This window comes from Flavobacterium sp. B183 (assembly GCF_023539155.1).
GTDB classification, from domain to species: domain Bacteria; phylum Bacteroidota; class Bacteroidia; order Flavobacteriales; family Flavobacteriaceae; genus Flavobacterium; species Flavobacterium tructae.
Window position 1 is genome coordinate 4,042,087 of the sequence record NZ_CP097434.1, and the last position, 15,186, is coordinate 4,057,272.

Annotated in this window: 12 protein-coding genes; 8 read left to right on the top strand and 4 right to left on the bottom strand. The window is 38.7% G+C overall.

All coding sequences use genetic code 11. The annotated features are described in order from the left end of the window. Positions 1–62: 62 nt before the first annotated feature. Complete coding sequence (locus M4I44_RS16805; protein WP_249965468.1) at positions 63–2,384, bottom strand: family 20 glycosylhydrolase; 2,322 nt, start codon at positions 2,382–2,384, stop codon at positions 63–65. Positions 2,385–2,490: 106 nt separating this feature from the next. Beyond that, positions 2,491–2,949, bottom strand: coding sequence for an RNA methyltransferase (locus tag M4I44_RS16810; RefSeq protein WP_017496800.1), 459 nt, complete (start codon positions 2,947–2,949; stop codon positions 2,491–2,493). A gap of 137 nt (positions 2,950–3,086) precedes the next feature. On the opposite strand from M4I44_RS16810, the gene M4I44_RS16815 reads away from it, so the two are divergent. The 8 genes from M4I44_RS16815 (at position 3,087) to M4I44_RS16850 (ending at position 11,401) form a co-directional block, all read left to right on the top strand. Next, positions 3,087–3,761 (top strand): DUF4386 domain-containing protein, encoded by a 675-nt coding sequence (locus M4I44_RS16815; protein WP_249965469.1) that lies wholly within the window; start codon positions 3,087–3,089, stop codon positions 3,759–3,761. A 190-nt stretch (positions 3,762–3,951) separates the two neighbouring features. After that, positions 3,952–4,506 (top strand): DUF2975 domain-containing protein, encoded by a 555-nt coding sequence (locus M4I44_RS16820; protein WP_249965470.1) that lies wholly within the window; start codon positions 3,952–3,954, stop codon positions 4,504–4,506. Between the two features lie 3 nt (positions 4,507–4,509). Continuing rightward, on the top strand, positions 4,510–4,713 hold the full coding sequence (locus M4I44_RS16825) for a helix-turn-helix transcriptional regulator (RefSeq protein WP_017496797.1): 204 nt from the start codon (positions 4,510–4,512) through the stop codon (positions 4,711–4,713). Between the two features lie 135 nt (positions 4,714–4,848). Next, positions 4,849–5,253: a hypothetical protein gene (locus M4I44_RS16830; protein WP_249965471.1), complete on the top strand. Its 405-nt coding sequence runs from the start codon at positions 4,849–4,851 to the stop codon at positions 5,251–5,253. A gap of 74 nt (positions 5,254–5,327) precedes the next feature. Continuing rightward, positions 5,328–6,713 carry a TolC family protein gene (locus M4I44_RS16835; RefSeq protein ID WP_249965472.1) on the top strand — a complete coding sequence of 462 codons (1,386 nt, stop codon included), beginning with the start codon at positions 5,328–5,330 and terminating at the stop codon, positions 6,711–6,713. A 10-nt stretch (positions 6,714–6,723) separates the two neighbouring features. Beyond that, positions 6,724–9,870: an efflux RND transporter permease subunit gene (locus M4I44_RS16840; RefSeq protein WP_249965473.1), complete on the top strand. Its 3,147-nt coding sequence runs from the start codon at positions 6,724–6,726 to the stop codon at positions 9,868–9,870. A 3-nt stretch (positions 9,871–9,873) separates the two neighbouring features. Next, the gene (locus M4I44_RS16845; RefSeq protein WP_249965474.1) at positions 9,874–10,962 is read left to right on the top strand and encodes an efflux RND transporter periplasmic adaptor subunit; all 1,089 of its coding nucleotides are present in this window, start codon (positions 9,874–9,876) and stop codon (positions 10,960–10,962) included. A gap of 4 nt (positions 10,963–10,966) precedes the next feature. Next, the gene (locus tag M4I44_RS16850; protein WP_249965475.1) at positions 10,967–11,401 is read left to right on the top strand and encodes a hypothetical protein; all 435 of its coding nucleotides are present in this window, start codon (positions 10,967–10,969) and stop codon (positions 11,399–11,401) included. Positions 11,402–11,815: 414 nt separating this feature from the next. Here the strand turns inward: M4I44_RS16850 and M4I44_RS16855 are convergent, their stop codons facing one another. Together M4I44_RS16855 and M4I44_RS16860 are read right to left on the bottom strand one after the other, a co-directional pair. Then, positions 11,816–12,037 (bottom strand): heavy-metal-associated domain-containing protein, encoded by a 222-nt coding sequence (locus M4I44_RS16855; RefSeq protein ID WP_249965476.1) that lies wholly within the window; start codon positions 12,035–12,037, stop codon positions 11,816–11,818. 671 nt (positions 12,038–12,708) lie between these two features. Further along, the gene (locus M4I44_RS16860) at positions 12,709–15,129 is read right to left on the bottom strand and encodes a heavy metal translocating P-type ATPase (protein WP_249965477.1); all 2,421 of its coding nucleotides are present in this window, start codon (positions 15,127–15,129) and stop codon (positions 12,709–12,711) included. Positions 15,130–15,186: the final 57 nt, after the last annotated feature.

Consider the following 15,186-nt stretch of genomic DNA (forward strand, 5'->3'; position numbering starts at 1 on the left):
ACATAAGCGTATTAGTTAAGACATACTAAAATAAAAGCAGCTCATTAATTGGGCTGCCTTTATTAATCCACCACAATCTCATCAACAAACAGCCACGAACTTGAACCAGTTGGACTCTTTTTTAAATTCGTAGCGATTACTTTTACAAACCTAACCTCTTGTTTTTCAAAATTGATTTTAAAGTCTTTCAGCTCTGAATTCACATTTACAGCAAACGGGCGATTTATTTTTCCAACTTCGCTATAATTACTGCCATCCTTAGAGACTAAAACGGTTACTTGTATTGGAAAATAAATTCCGGCGCCCTGACTTTCTAAAGTGCCTATAGCTACTTTTTCGATGTTTTGTTCTTTTTCAAGATCGATCACAATTTCCATGTCCTTGACCAACCATGCCTGCCATTGACCGTCATGAAAGTTTTTAGACCCTCTGATGGTATTGACCATTCCAAGAGGTCCGTCTCCTTTGTAACTGTCATTATAACGTGTTACATAAGTGACTTTATGACCTACTGCTTTATGGAATACAATCGTATCGGTATATACTCTTCCAACCGGTTTATTATCCTGACACAAAGACGCTTTTAGAACTGTAGTTTGGTGAACCGGAATAGGATTTACATATTTTATGGCCTTATTGTCTATGTTTTTATCTCCCAAAACATAACGAATGTCGGAATTTGGAAATTCATTTTTAAGAGTAACGTTAATCACATTTTTGTCTAAATCAGCCACAGCCGAAGAAGTAACCAAATAAGCGCTTTTGGCATAATTAATCCCTAAATAATCGTAGCGTTGCAACAAAGAAGGCAATCTGGACGTAAAATTATTCCAATCGCGATTTTCTCTTGTACTCCACAACACTTCAGACAAGGCGGCCAATCTCGGGAAGATCATATATTCGGAAGCTTTTGGATTGGTGATGTATTCTGCCCATAAATTGGCCTGTCCGCCTAAAACATGACTGGCTTCCTGTGGAGTCATGCTATCGACAACGGGGTCAAACGCGTACACTTTATTTAAAGGATTAAAAGCATCAAAAGCCAAAGGTTCTTCGTTTTGAGGCCCCTGATAAAAATTAAAATAACAAGGCGATTCCGGCGACATAATTACGTCATGACCTTGCTTTGCAGCTTCTGTCCCTCCTACTGTTCCTCTCCAGCTCATTACTGTAGCTTCGGGAGCTAAACCGCCTTCGAGTATTTCGTCCCAGCCAATTATTTTTTTGCCCTTTGAATTGATGTACTGCTCCATTCTTTTCACAAAATAACTTTGCAGTTCGTGAGCGTCTTTCAATCCATTGTCTTTCATTCTTTTTTGACAATTCGGACATTTCTCCCAATTGGTTTTAGTAGCCTCATCACCTCCAATATGAATGTATTTTGATGGAAAAATTTCAATAACCTCCTCTATTACATTTTGCAAAAACTCAAAAGTAGTTTCTTTCCCGGCACAATAAATATCCGTAATAGGCCATAATCCACCCGACGGAACTCCTATTCTCTGATTGAAACAAGCCAGTTCAGGATAAGCGGCAATCGCAGAGCTCACGTGTGCCGGCATTTCGATTTCGGGAATAATTTCTATATTTTTTGCGGCGGCATATTTTACAATTTCCTTTAGTTCTTCCTGAGTCAGAAAGCCGCCATACGTTCCTTTTTCGTCCGGATTGGTAAGCTGTCTCGCATTCCAGGGCGCTTTCTCCTGATCGACTCTCCAGGCCCCCACTTCGGTCAGTTTTGGGTATTTTTTAATCTCAATTCTCCACCCCTGATCGTCAACCAAATGCAAATGCAGGACATTCATTTTAAGCATTGCCAATCGGTCGATAGTCGCAAGTATATAATTTTTATCAAAAAAATGACGCGATAAATCCAGCATCAATCCTCTCCATTGAAAACGAGGTTCATCGGTAATGGTAAGAGTTGGAATCTCCCATTTCACCGCTTTAATTCTGCTTTTACTTTCAATACTTTCGGGTAGTAATTGTCGGATGCTTTCTAAACCATAAATAAAACCCGCATTCCCTTTTGCCGTAATTGTGATGTTTTCTTTATTTACCTCCAACAAGTAAGCTTCGTTCTTTAAAGCAGTATCGACTTTAAACTGAACGTAATTACTTTTGGGAATGGTATTTGAAATTTCAGGACGGAATCCTGCTGCACTTCCGAATTTGTTTATTAAAACCGTAACGATTTCTTTTTGAGCGTCATCACTTACCACAAATTTAGTCGTTGCAGAAAACTGAAAATTACCTTGTTTAAGAACCAATTGTTTTGGTTTCGGAATGATTTGAATCCCTTTTTCTCTATTTGCTTTTTGACTGTAAGCATTGCTTAAAAGGGTCAAAAAAAACACAATAACAACTGGTTTTAGTATTCTCATTCTTTATTTATTTTAAAGAGGATAACGTTTTAAACTGATAAAGATAACCTTTGTCTTTTAGTAAATCAAACTGAAAGATCATGTCGTAAAGCAAGCTATCTCCGATTTAAGATCGTGGTTTGGGTAAGTTCCTGTCGTACATAATGATCGTTCCTGCCACTGCAACATTTAGACTTTTTACGGATTTAAATTTTACTAAATGATGGCATTTCTCCATTACTTTTTTGGACAGGCCATGATCTTCTGCGCCTAATAAATAAACACAGCGTCTTGGATGTTCGTAGGTCTCTAAGTCGGAAGCATTTTCGTTTAATTCAACACCCACTAATCGTGCTCCTTTAGGTAAGTTTTCAAGAAATGCTTCAAAGGTATCGTAATGAAAATACGGAATTGCTTTTACCGCATCGTGGGTATCACAGGCTTGCTTGGCATATCGGTTGCCGATAGTAAATATAAAAGTTGCTCCCAGATTTTGTGCGGATCGCCACAAAACACCCAAGTTTTCAGGCGTTTTACCATTTTGTATCCCTATGCCAAAATATTCGTTTGTAAAATTATCATTCATAAGGGCAAAAATACAAACTGGAAGTACATGAATCAATTTTTTATTGCGATGATGTAAAGTCTCTATATCACTTATTAACTAAAAACAATTGTAACAGAATCAATCTGTTGTCGTCTTATTTTAAACCCAAAACCAAAATGACGACAAACCAAAAAACAGCCCGAATTGCAGGTTTACTTTATTTAGCAGTAGTCCTGACCGGAATATTTAGTTTAGCCTATGTTCCTTCAAAACTGATTGTATGGGATAACTTAGCCACAACATACCATAACATCAAGGCATCAGAATCGCTTTTCAGACTTGGAATTATAGCCGGATTATCCTGTTATCTTTTCTTCTTTTTCTTAGTACTGCAACTTTACAAACTATTCGAACCTGTCGATAATGGTTGCGCAAAAGTGATGGCACTATTAGCTATTCTAAGCGTACCTATTTATTTTTTGAATACTCAAAATCAATTCAATGTGCTTTCTCTACTAAACGATCCTATTGGCTTATCAGTGGAGCAAGTTCAATTACAGCTGATGCTTAATCTTACCCAATATGACAACGGTATGCGAATTGTACATATCTTTTCAGGACTTTGGTTATTTCCTTTTGGTTATCTGGTTTACAAGTCCCGTTTTTTGCCCAAATTTTTCGGCATTTTACTGATGATGGGATGTTTCGGGTATCTGATCAATTTTTTAGGTAACACTTTAATTGCAGATTATTCAACTCTTGGGGTTTCTAAATACATCAGCATGCCTGCCACATTTGGAGAAATTGGAATTTGTTTGTGGCTATTAGCTATTGGAGTAAAAGAAAAGTAATATCATTAAATCAATTATTATATACAGTATCCTCAACGGTAAAATAGTTGGGGATTTTTTTTATTCTAAAAGCATTGATTTTACTATTCCTAAAGAAATATTTCCGATGGTTTAATTATTTTTCAATATAATTTTATTGTTTATCAATAAATATTTATTATTTTTACATGGAATTTTTAAACCAAACCTTATGGAAATTAAAATTAGTACCCAAACCATTCTGAAAGTATTACACGTGCTTTCGTGGATTATTTTTGTTGGATTATGTATCGAAGCCGGAGGAATACTTACCAAAACAATTGCCACATTAACGCTCGATCCTAATGATGCCGCTAAATTTTGGAGATCGGTTGATTTAACCGAAGTGTATCAGTTTAATCAGAGTCAGTACATCACCCTTAGCAGTGTTATCATTATTGTTGCTTTATTAAAAGCAATATTGTTTTACTGCATTATAAAAATTTTCCTGAACAAGGACCTCAACATTGCAGCACCCTTCAATAACCTGTTCAGAAATTTTATTCTAACACTGGCTTATTTATCCTTTGGCATTGGTTTCTTTTCTTCCTGGGGAATAGAATTGGTAAATTCTTTAGCCAATAGTGGTCTTAAGCTGCAGGACATTCAACAATTGCAAATTGCAGGTGCCGACGTTTGGCTATTTATGGGAGTAATATTGCTTGTTGTTGCTTATATCTTCAAAAAGGGAATTGAATTACAGGACGAAAACGAATTAACAATATAAATTATGGCAATCATTGTGAACCTCGATGTGATGATGGCAAAACGAAAAATGTCATTGAATGAACTTTCCGAAAAAGTAGACCTAACCTTATCCAATCTTTCGATACTAAAAACCGGAAAAGCAAAAGCCATAAGATTCAGCACCTTAGAAGCCATTTGTAAAGTACTGGATTGCCAGCCCGGGGATATCCTGGAGTTTAAAGAATGAAAAACACCTTGAGTGGTGAAAATTCTTAAGCAATTCGCCTAAAAAAAATCAAGGGAAGATTTATAAATTTTACAAATTTCATCCAAAATTTTGCAACAGGTATGTGGCAAAATAAGGGCACCTTTGTAATTGATTATGAGAAAAGCACTTCTACTACTTCTTTCTGTTTTATATCTGGTACTGTCGTCAGGCTTTACCACGATAACTCATTTTTGCAAAGGTGTACCACAGGAAACCAATCTGTTTGGTGATATTCCGGTTGGTAAAGTTTGTCCAAAATGTGTGGCAAAAAAACAACAAAAAAGTAAAGACTGCTGTAAACATAAAGCGCAGTTTCATAAAGCGACCGAAAAGCTACAACAAACTGCTCTCGGTGACTTAGTTCCTAAATTCTTTGGAATTGCAGTTCCTTTTCATTTTTACGAAACTGTTTTCAGCTCTTATCCCTCTAAGGAAAAGAAAACGGAATATTCTTTCTTCTCCTTTATTCCTATTCGGAATAATCCCCTTTATATTTTCTACTGCGTTTACCGTATTTGATTTTAGACAATTGATCGAACTGTAGCATTTAAAGATGCTATGCGATTTCTATTGTTTAATTTTAAATACATACTATGAAAATGCAATATTTTGCGTTGGCTATGTTCTGTATGGTTTCCGGAAATCTCTGGGCACAAACGGTAACATTATCCAATGCTCTTGAACGCTCTATTCAAAATTTTGAAAAAATAAAAGCCAAAGAAGCCATCGTTAACGCTTCAAAAGAGAACACTACCTATCAAAAAAGCCAGTACTTACCTGACTTTACTTTAATGGCACAACAAAGTTATGGTACTATCAATGCACAAAACGGTCCTTTGTACAGTTATGGCGGACTGGGCAGTGCTGCGACCTCAATGCCCTTACAAGATCAAAACTGGAATGCCGCTTTTGGGTCACTGTACCTGGCTAATATCAACTGGAATCTTTTCACTTTTGGCAAAATTAAAACACAGGTTGCCATTGCCAAAGCCGACGAAAATGTAGCCCAAAAAGATCTCGAACAGGTAAAATTTCAACATCAGGTAAAAGTAGGTGCTGCGTATCTGAACTTACTTGCTGCTCAGCGCATTAAATTTGTGCAGGACAAAAATCTCGAGCGTGCTCAAGTCGTTGAAACCACAACCAAAAGCCGTGCAGAAAGTGGTCTGATTCCGGAGGTCGATTATTCTTTGGCAAAAGCTGAAGTGGCCAATGCTAAATCGGCTGTGATAAAAGCCTATGATATGGAACTGGATCATTCTAAATCCCTTGCGGTAATGTTGGGTGAAGAATATCGGGTGTATCAACTCGATAGCGTGTTTACTACTAAAACACCTGCGATTCTTTCGGAAACTGCAACAGAAACAAGTCAACATCCTATACTGGAATGGCGAAAAAGTGATATTCTGAAAAGTGAGCAGCAGGAAAAATTACAGTCTGCACTGGCTTTACCAAACCTATCTGCTTTTGGAGTCCTGCAGGGACGCGGTTCCGGTTTTGACTGGAATTATGTGCAGGACAATACTGCTTTCTCGAAATCGTATGCCGATGGTGTTGGAATCGATCGCAGCAATTATATTGTCGGAATCAATTTAAGTTGGAATCTAACCAATATCTACCGTCAGTCTTCTAAAAAGCGGGAACAAAAATTTATCACCCAATCGCTTCAAAACGAATATGAATACTTGAATCAGGAATTGATTGCTCAGCAAAAATTGGCGAATGACAAACTGAAAAATGCCTTTGAAAATTTTGAAGAAACTAAAACACAGGTAATCGCCGCCACGGACGCATATCGTCAGCACACTGCTTTGTACGATAACGGTCTTACCACCATTGTTGATTTAACACAATCTTTCTTCACCCTTAACCGTGCAGAAATTGATTATGAAATTGCCCAGAACAACATTTGGCAGGCCTTATGGATTAAAGCTGCTGCCACAGGCAATCTGAACATTTTACTCAACGCGATACACTAAACCCGAAATTATGAATTTAATACGTTTTGCCTTGCGCAAGCCCATCTCTATCATGGTGATGGTGCTGGGGCTTTTATTCTTCGGGATTAAAGCTTCAAAAGAAATAAAGGTCGACATCTTACCTGATATGAATCTTCCTGTGGTATACATTGCCCATTCCTTTAATGGTTATACCCCTCAGCAAATGGAAGGTTATTTTACCAAAATGTATGTCAATATGATGCTGTTTACGAGCGGTATCGAAAGCATCGAAACCAAAAATACCCAAGGGCTTACCTTAATGAAAATTAATTTTTATGAAGGTACAGACATGGGGCAGGCTATTGCCGAAATCAATGCGCTCTCGAATCGTTCACAGGTATTTTTACCTCCGGGAGCCCCGCCTCCGTTTATCATTCGGTTTGATGCGTCCTCTCAGCCTGTTGGTCAGCTGGTCTTTAAAAGTAAAACCAAAACCAACAATGAGCTACAGGATATCGCCAACTTTACGGCACGTCCGTTCCTTATTAAAATACCGGGTTTAACGACAGCTCCGCCATTTGGAGGAAGTCCAAGAACCATTGAAATCAACATCGATCCGAATAAACTGCGTACCCATCAGCTAACGCCGGAGCAGATTGTGGAATCGATTAGCCGAAACAATATTACATCGCCTTCAGGTAATATTTATGTGAATGATATCAACTATCTGACGCCTACAAACAATACTATCAAAGAGGTAGCCGATTTTGGAAACATCCCAATTTTTAAAAACGGGGTCGATAATGTCTACATCCGTGATGTGGCTACCATAAAAGACGGTGCCGATATTACTACCGGTTACGCCCTTATTAATGGTACGAGATCGGTTTACATTAACATTGCAAAATCGGGTAATGCTTCTACCTGGGACGTGGTAAAGAATCTTAAAAAAGCGATTCCTGCCATTCAGAATAATCTACCGGGCGATGTTGCAATTTCATACGAATTCGATCAGTCCGTATATGTAATCAATGCTGTCAAAAGTTTAATTACAGAGGGTGTTTTGGGAGCGATGTTAACGGGATTAATGGTGCTTTTATTTCTGCGTGACCGTAGAGCCGCTTTAATCGTAGTGCTTACCATTCCGATCTCTATTATTTCGGGAGTATTGTTCCTTAAATTATTCGGACAAAGTATCAACATCATGTCGTTATCCGGACTGGCATTGGCGATTGGAATTTTAGTGGATGAGAGTACCGTAACGATCGAAAATATCCACCAGCATTTAGCCATGGGCAAAACGAAAGCCAAAGCAATCTTAGATGCCTGTAGGGAAATTGCATTTCCTAAACTATTGATTTTGTTGTGTATTCTTGCGGTTTTTGCGCCTGCCTTCATGATGACTGGTATACCCGGGTCATTGTTTATGCCCTTGGCTTTGGCAATTGGTTTTTCTATGTTACTGTCTTTTATGCTGTCACAAACGTTTGTGCCCGTAATGGCCAACTGGTTAATGAAAGACAAAGAAAACCACGAGCATACCGAAGACAAATTCGACGGATTCAAAAATCGTTTCGTGCTGTTTTTACAATCGATAATGAGTAAACGCAAGCCCATTTTAATTGTCAGTTTTATTTTGGTTACAGTTGGAGCATTTTTAATGTACAACAGTACTGGTAAAGATGTATTGCCTACTGTAAATTCAAGTCAGTTTCAAGTACGTATTAAAGCGCCCGAAGGTACCCGTATCGAAAAAACAGAACTCAAAATAAAACAGGTTTTAGGCGAACTGGAAACTATTATTGGTAAAGATCATATTGCCATATCGTCGGTATTTATTGGTCAGCATCCCTCCTCTTTTGCAGTGAGTCCAATTTATTTGTACAATGCAGGTCCGCATGAAGCATTAATGCAGATTGCCTTGAAAGATTTTGACGGAAATACCAATGAGCTGAAAGAGATCATCCGCAAGCACATGAAGGAAAAGATGCCTGAACTGCATTTCTCTTTTGAGCCTATCGAACTTACGGAGAAGATTCTGAGCCAGGGAACCAATACTCCGATTGAGGTTCGCTTTTCGGGAATGATGAAAAAAATGAACGTGATGTATGCCAATAAACTCTTGGCCAAGCTAAAAGAAATTGACTATTTAAGAGATCAGCAAATTCCGCAATCCTTAAACTATCCGGCTTACGAAATCAATATCGACCGAATAAGAGCGGCTCAACTGGGTATCGACGCACAGGATATCGCTCGCTCTTTGGTTCCTATTACTGCCTCTTCACGCTACACCAGTAAAAACATGTGGGTTGGCGGAATGATGGGAATTGCTTACGATGTTCAGGTGCAAACACCACAAAACATTTTAAACAGCAAAGATGAGTTGATGAATGTTCCGTTAGGAAAAAACTCAGACCGACCTGTTCTGGGTGATGTGGCAACAATTACTCCCACAAAAGTATTGGGTGAAAGTTACAATCTGGGAACCATGGGTTACACACCGGTAACGGCAAATATTCATAATGCCGATTTAGGAAGAGCACAGAAAGACGTACAGGCTGCTATCGATTCACTTGGTGAATTGCCTAAAGGAGTCAATATACAGGTATCCGGAATGGTTCCGGTGCTCGAGGAAACCATGAATAGTCTGGCAACAGGTTTACTGATTGCGGTTATTGTTATTTTCTTAATGCTCACGGCAAATTTCCAATCGTTTAAAGTGTCCTTAGTGATTCTGACTACTGTTCCTTTTGTAATTCTGGGTTCTTTGATTTTAATGAAACTAACGGGTTCTACGCTGAATTTACAATCTTATATGGGAATTATTATGTCTGTTGGAGTTTCTATTGCGAATGCTGTTTTGCTGATTAGTAATGCGGAGTCGCTCCGTTTAGAAAATGGTGACGCCCTTAGTTCGGCTATTCAGGCAGCCGCTTTGCGTAGTCGTCCTATCATTATGACCACACTGGCTATGATTGCAGGCATGCTTCCAATGGCTATCGGACACGGAGAAGGCGGTGATCAGGTGGCTCCACTAGGAAGAGCAGTAATTGGCGGACTAATTGCATCTTCATTTAGTGTATTGATTCTATTGCCATTGGTATTTGTGTGGATACAAAACAAAACCACTACCCAATCACCATCCTTAGATCCTGAAGACGAAAACAGTATTCATTTTATAACGTTAGAAAAATAAACCATGAAATTAATCTATTATATCCTTATCGGAATTGCAGTTGCATCTTGTAATTCAGAAAACAAAAAAGAAATGAAACCGGCAGCCATGCCCATGATGATGATGCAGAATTTTGAAACGGTTTCTCTGAAAAAGAGCAATCCGCTGGTTCCTTTAAAACTTGCCGGAGAATTAGTTTCGGACAAAGAAACGGCCATCTATGCCAAAGTAAACAGCTACGTAAAAAGACTGTATGTCGACATAGGTTCTCCGGTAACTGTCGGACAAATCATCATGATTTTGGAAGCACCCGAGATTCAGGCGCAGCTGGCAGCGGCAAAATCCAAATGGAAAGCACAGGAAGCCATTTACATTGCTACCAAATCGAATTATGACCGAATGTTTAAAGCCAATGAAACTAAAGGCGCAATTGCGAAAGATGCGTTAGACCAGATCACAGCCAGAAAACTATCCGACCAGTCACAACTAGAAGCTGCAAAATCTGCTTATCAGGAAATACAGGCCATGAATGATTATCTGATCATCCGGGCACCTTTTAACGGAATTGTTGCCGAAAGAAATGTAGATCCCGGTTCTTACGTAGGTCCAATGGGCAAAGGTTCTGACAAACCTTTGCTGGTACTTCAGGACAATAAAAAACTGCGTGTTTCACTTTCTATTCCAGAGGCAAATACTCCCTATTTAAACTTAGGCGATTCGATACATTTTAAGGTAAGCTCGCTTCCGCAGAAAAAGTATAGGGCTAAAATTTCGCGTAAATCGGGAGTACTAGATTTCAAATTACGCTCAGAGCGCATAGAAGCCGATATTATGAAAACACATCCCGAACTGAAGCCTTTGATGGTGGTGGAAGCGATGCTTTCGTTACAAGCCAGTGAAGCTACTTTTTTTATTCCCAAAACTGCCTTAGTAGAAAGTAATATGGGAATGTACGTTATTCAGGTGATTGCAGGGAAAACCAAAAACATACCCGTTGCGAAAGGACGTGCGCTGATGGATCAGGTTGAAGTGTTTGGTGCACTAAAGGAAGGCGACAACATTTTAATGAAAGCCACCGAAGAAATAACAGAAGGAACAAAAATTAAAAAATAAAACAATGAAAATACTTGGCCACTATTTCCTTATTGCCGCACTGGCTGTAGTAATGATCTCCTGTAAAGATCAGGAAAACAAACCACAGAATCAGGTATCAGACCAACAAGAGTTAACCGTAAAAGACACTACTGCTGCTTTAGAAGGAACTCCTGTACCCAATGATGAAGTGTGCATGGTAAATGATCTGCACATGGGTAAAAAACAAATTGAAGTTCCGTTTGACGGAAAAATGTATTACGGCTGCTGTAACATGTGCGTAGAGCGCATTCCAAACGATGAAAATGTCCGTCAGGCAATTGATCCACATACCGGAGCAAAAGTTGACAAAGCTTCGGCATATATCGTTTCGTTGAACAAACAGGGCAATGTGGCTTACTTTGAATCGGAAGAGAATTATCAGAATTTCATTCAGGCAAACAAAGAATTGAAAAAATAAAACCTGAAAAACAGATTCACTTTTCGAGTGAGCGTACCAAAAGGGCTGTCCGAATTATCTCCGGACAGCCCTTACTTTTTCAAGCTAAAAATTACTTTACTATTTTTCTTAAGACTAAAAAAATGCTCTTTCTAAAATCTAATATTTAAAATTCAATATCTATTCAATTAATTCAGAATATAAATTAATAAAAAACAAGTTTTTAAAACCCTTTATTTTAATGATTAATTTAACTAAAATTATCCTGTTTTCACTAGTAATCAACCGTCTAAATGATAATCATTACTACCTTTTACTTAAAGTATTACTTTAAAAAAAAGTAAGCCCGATAAAACATCGGGCTTACTTTCAATTCGGTAACGATAAGCATTAACTTTTGTTTAAAATCTGTAATCCAACAGAAGTCTTAAAAGATTAAATTTCCAAAGGTTCTGCTTTAAAACCTTTCGCTTTAACAATAGCAATGATCTCTTCGGCAGTAGCACCATTAGATTGAACCGTAAGTATTTTATCTGCATTAGTAGTGTCTACATTCCATTCACATATTCCTGCTGCATTGTCCAGATCTGATTGTACTTTAGAAACACATCCACCGCAATTCAGGTTTGTTTTAAATTGAAAATCTTTCTTTTCCATTATATTGATGTTTTTAATTGTTATTTTATACTACAAATTTCCGTCAATTAAACCACAATCATTATACACTATTCTGTGTTAGATTTATGAAATTTACTGATTGCGGCATCTTGTTTTACTTCATCCATTAATTCATTCAAATTGCCAGTTGGCAGGTATAAAAAAAAGCACGCGGATTAAACCGATTCGCCAGGCGAAAACACGGATCAGAACAGATTTTTTTATGTACAGGCGTGGAAATTGCTATTGCCCTTTCAGGACGATATTTACTTTAATTTAAGGCATAGTGCTTTGCACCATGTTGATGCTTTTGCTCTTTCAGAGCAATACTTCTCATAATACTCTATTAATTATAGATAAGAAGGTTCCTTTCTTTAGATATTCTCTTTATCACAGACTGCGTTAGGGATGAAAGCGGTATCCTTTTGTGATTCCCGTTATTTTTATGTCAGACAAAAAAATCTTTATCACAAAAGATTTAGCGGACAGCCCGACCCGGAGGGGAACGCCCTAGTAATTAACCAGAAACCTGAATTCATTAGTTTAATGCCCTTTTCAGGTATACAAGTACGATGTTTCCACGGATTAAAATGATTTCAGTTAAATGATGTACCTATAAAAACGGCGGCCCATAATCTTTGGAACCGCCGTTTGACAAACGCATCAAGAGTTTATTTTTTCCATTTTAAACGCAAGCTGTTGCTCACTACACTCACGCTGCTCAAAGCCATGGCAGCTCCTGCAATCATAGGGTTTAGTAAAAATCCGTTTATCGGATAAAGCACCCCCGCAGCAAGTGGAATACCGATTAGGTTGTAAATAAACGCCCAAAACAAGTTCTGTTTGATTGTTGCAACCGTTTGTTTCGACAGACGAATCGCCTGAGGTATTTTAGTCAGATCAGAGGAGATAATCGTCATTTTTGCTACATCCATTGCGATATCGCTACCCTTACCCATCGCGATACTGACATCGGCAGTTGCCAGAGCTGTACTGTCGTTGATACCATCACCTACCATTGCCACTGTTTTACCTTGCTGCTGTAATTCTTTTATAAAATCAGCTTTGTGCTGCGGCAGAACTTCTGCTTTATAATGTTTGATTCCCGTTTGTGCGGCAATAGCTTTTGCAGTCGCTTCGTTATCTCCTGTGAGCATGTACAATTCAATATTCATCTCCTGCAATTCTTTGATCGCCTGAACAGAGGTTTCTTTGATTTTGTCGGATATCGCAATAACCGAAAGTGCCTGCTTGCTATTGGTAAACCAAATCACAGTCTTAGATTCTTTCCCCCATTCTTCTGCCTGAATCAATAGTGATTCTGCGATGACAATGCTATTTTCTGCCAGCAGTTTTTTGTTCCCCACATAATACGTTTCATCGGCATAAACCGCTTTCGCGCCTTTACCGGTAATACTGTCAAAATTGGATAAAACCACACCTGACACTCCTTCCAGACTTTTCACTACCGCTTCTGCTAACGGATGTTCTGATTGTTTTTCAATACTTAGCAGAATATCTTTGGTAGTATCCACGTCTTTTAGCCACTTTATACCGGTCACTTGTGGTCTTCCTTCGGTAATCGTTCCCGTTTTATCGAGTACAATAGCCGTTACTTTTCTGGCCAATTCTAAACTCTCGGCATCTTTGATTAATATTCCGTTTTCGGCACCTTTACCTACACCTACCATAATCGCAGTTGGTGTGGCCAGACCTAAAACACAAGGACAGGCAATAACCAATACGGTAACTGCTGCCATCAACCCTTGCACTACAGCGTTGTCTCCACCCAAAAACATCCAGGCCATAAAAGTAAGAAGTGCAATACCCATCACAATCGGAACAAATATACCTGCAATTTTATCGACCAATTTCTGCACCGGGGCTTTACTGCCCTGAGCATCCTGCACCATCTTGATAATTTGGGCAAGCATCGTTTCTTTACCTACTTTAACGGCTTTAAATTGAAAGCTTCCTTTTTGATTAATGGTTCCGGCAAACACTTTTTCATCTTCTTTTTTCAGTACAGGAACCGGTTCACCGCTTAACATACTTTCGTCTACATAAGAATGACCTGAGATCACCATACCGTCTACCGCAATTTTTTCACCCGGCTTTACCAAAATAACAGCTCCTGCATTTACTTCCTCAATAGCTACTTGTTTTTCTGTCCCGTCGGGTTGAATAACGATCACGGTTTTAGGCTGCAGTCCCATTAGTTTTTTAATAGCCGATGACGTATTTCCTTTTGCTTTCTCTTCTAATAATTTCCCTAGCAAAATAAACGCAATAACTACTGCCGCCGCTTCAAAGTAGACGTGTGCGTGCAATCCGCGCTGGTGCCAGAAATCTATGAATAACATATTAAAAACGCTAAACAAGTATGCAATTCCAGTACTTAGAGCTACCAGCGTATCCATATTGGCCGAGCGATGTTTGGCCTGCTTCCAGGCATTTACAAAGAAATCTTTCCCCAGCCAAAGAATTACAGGCGTTGAAAAAAGCCACATGATCTCATTGGCATAAGGAATATTCATAAAGAACATCCCTATCACCACTACTGGCAATGACAATAGCACAGCCCAAATAGTTTTGTTTTTTAATTTTTTGAAATTTTCTGCATGAATAGTCTCCAAAGACTCCTGTTGTTTCGCTTCCTCTAAAATAAGCAAGTCGTAGCCAACGCCCTGAACTGCTTTTTGCAATTTAGAAGCATCTGTAAGGTTGGGAAGATATTCAACAGTAAGGTTTCCTGTTGCAAAGTTTACCGAAGCATCTACTACTCCCAATTCATAGGTTACAATACTTTCTGCACTGCTGGCACAAGAGGCGCAGGTCATTCCCAGAACCGGGAAGGTGTTTTTTACGGTTGGTACACCATAGCCGAGGTCTTTAATAGCCTTCACAGCGTTACCAACTGTTTCATTGCCTTTAACCGTTATAGCGGCTCTGCGGTTGTTAACTTCCACTTTGTGAGTTTCAATTCCTTTAACCTCTGCCAATCCTTTCTCTACGATTAATGCACAGTGCTCACTGTTTACATCTTCTAACGGAATGTAAATTGTTTCCTTATTATTATCAGTTGTTGCCATAATTCAGTTGTTCTTTTATACCTGCAAAGTTGGCAAGAATAGCGCTGAATTGTATTG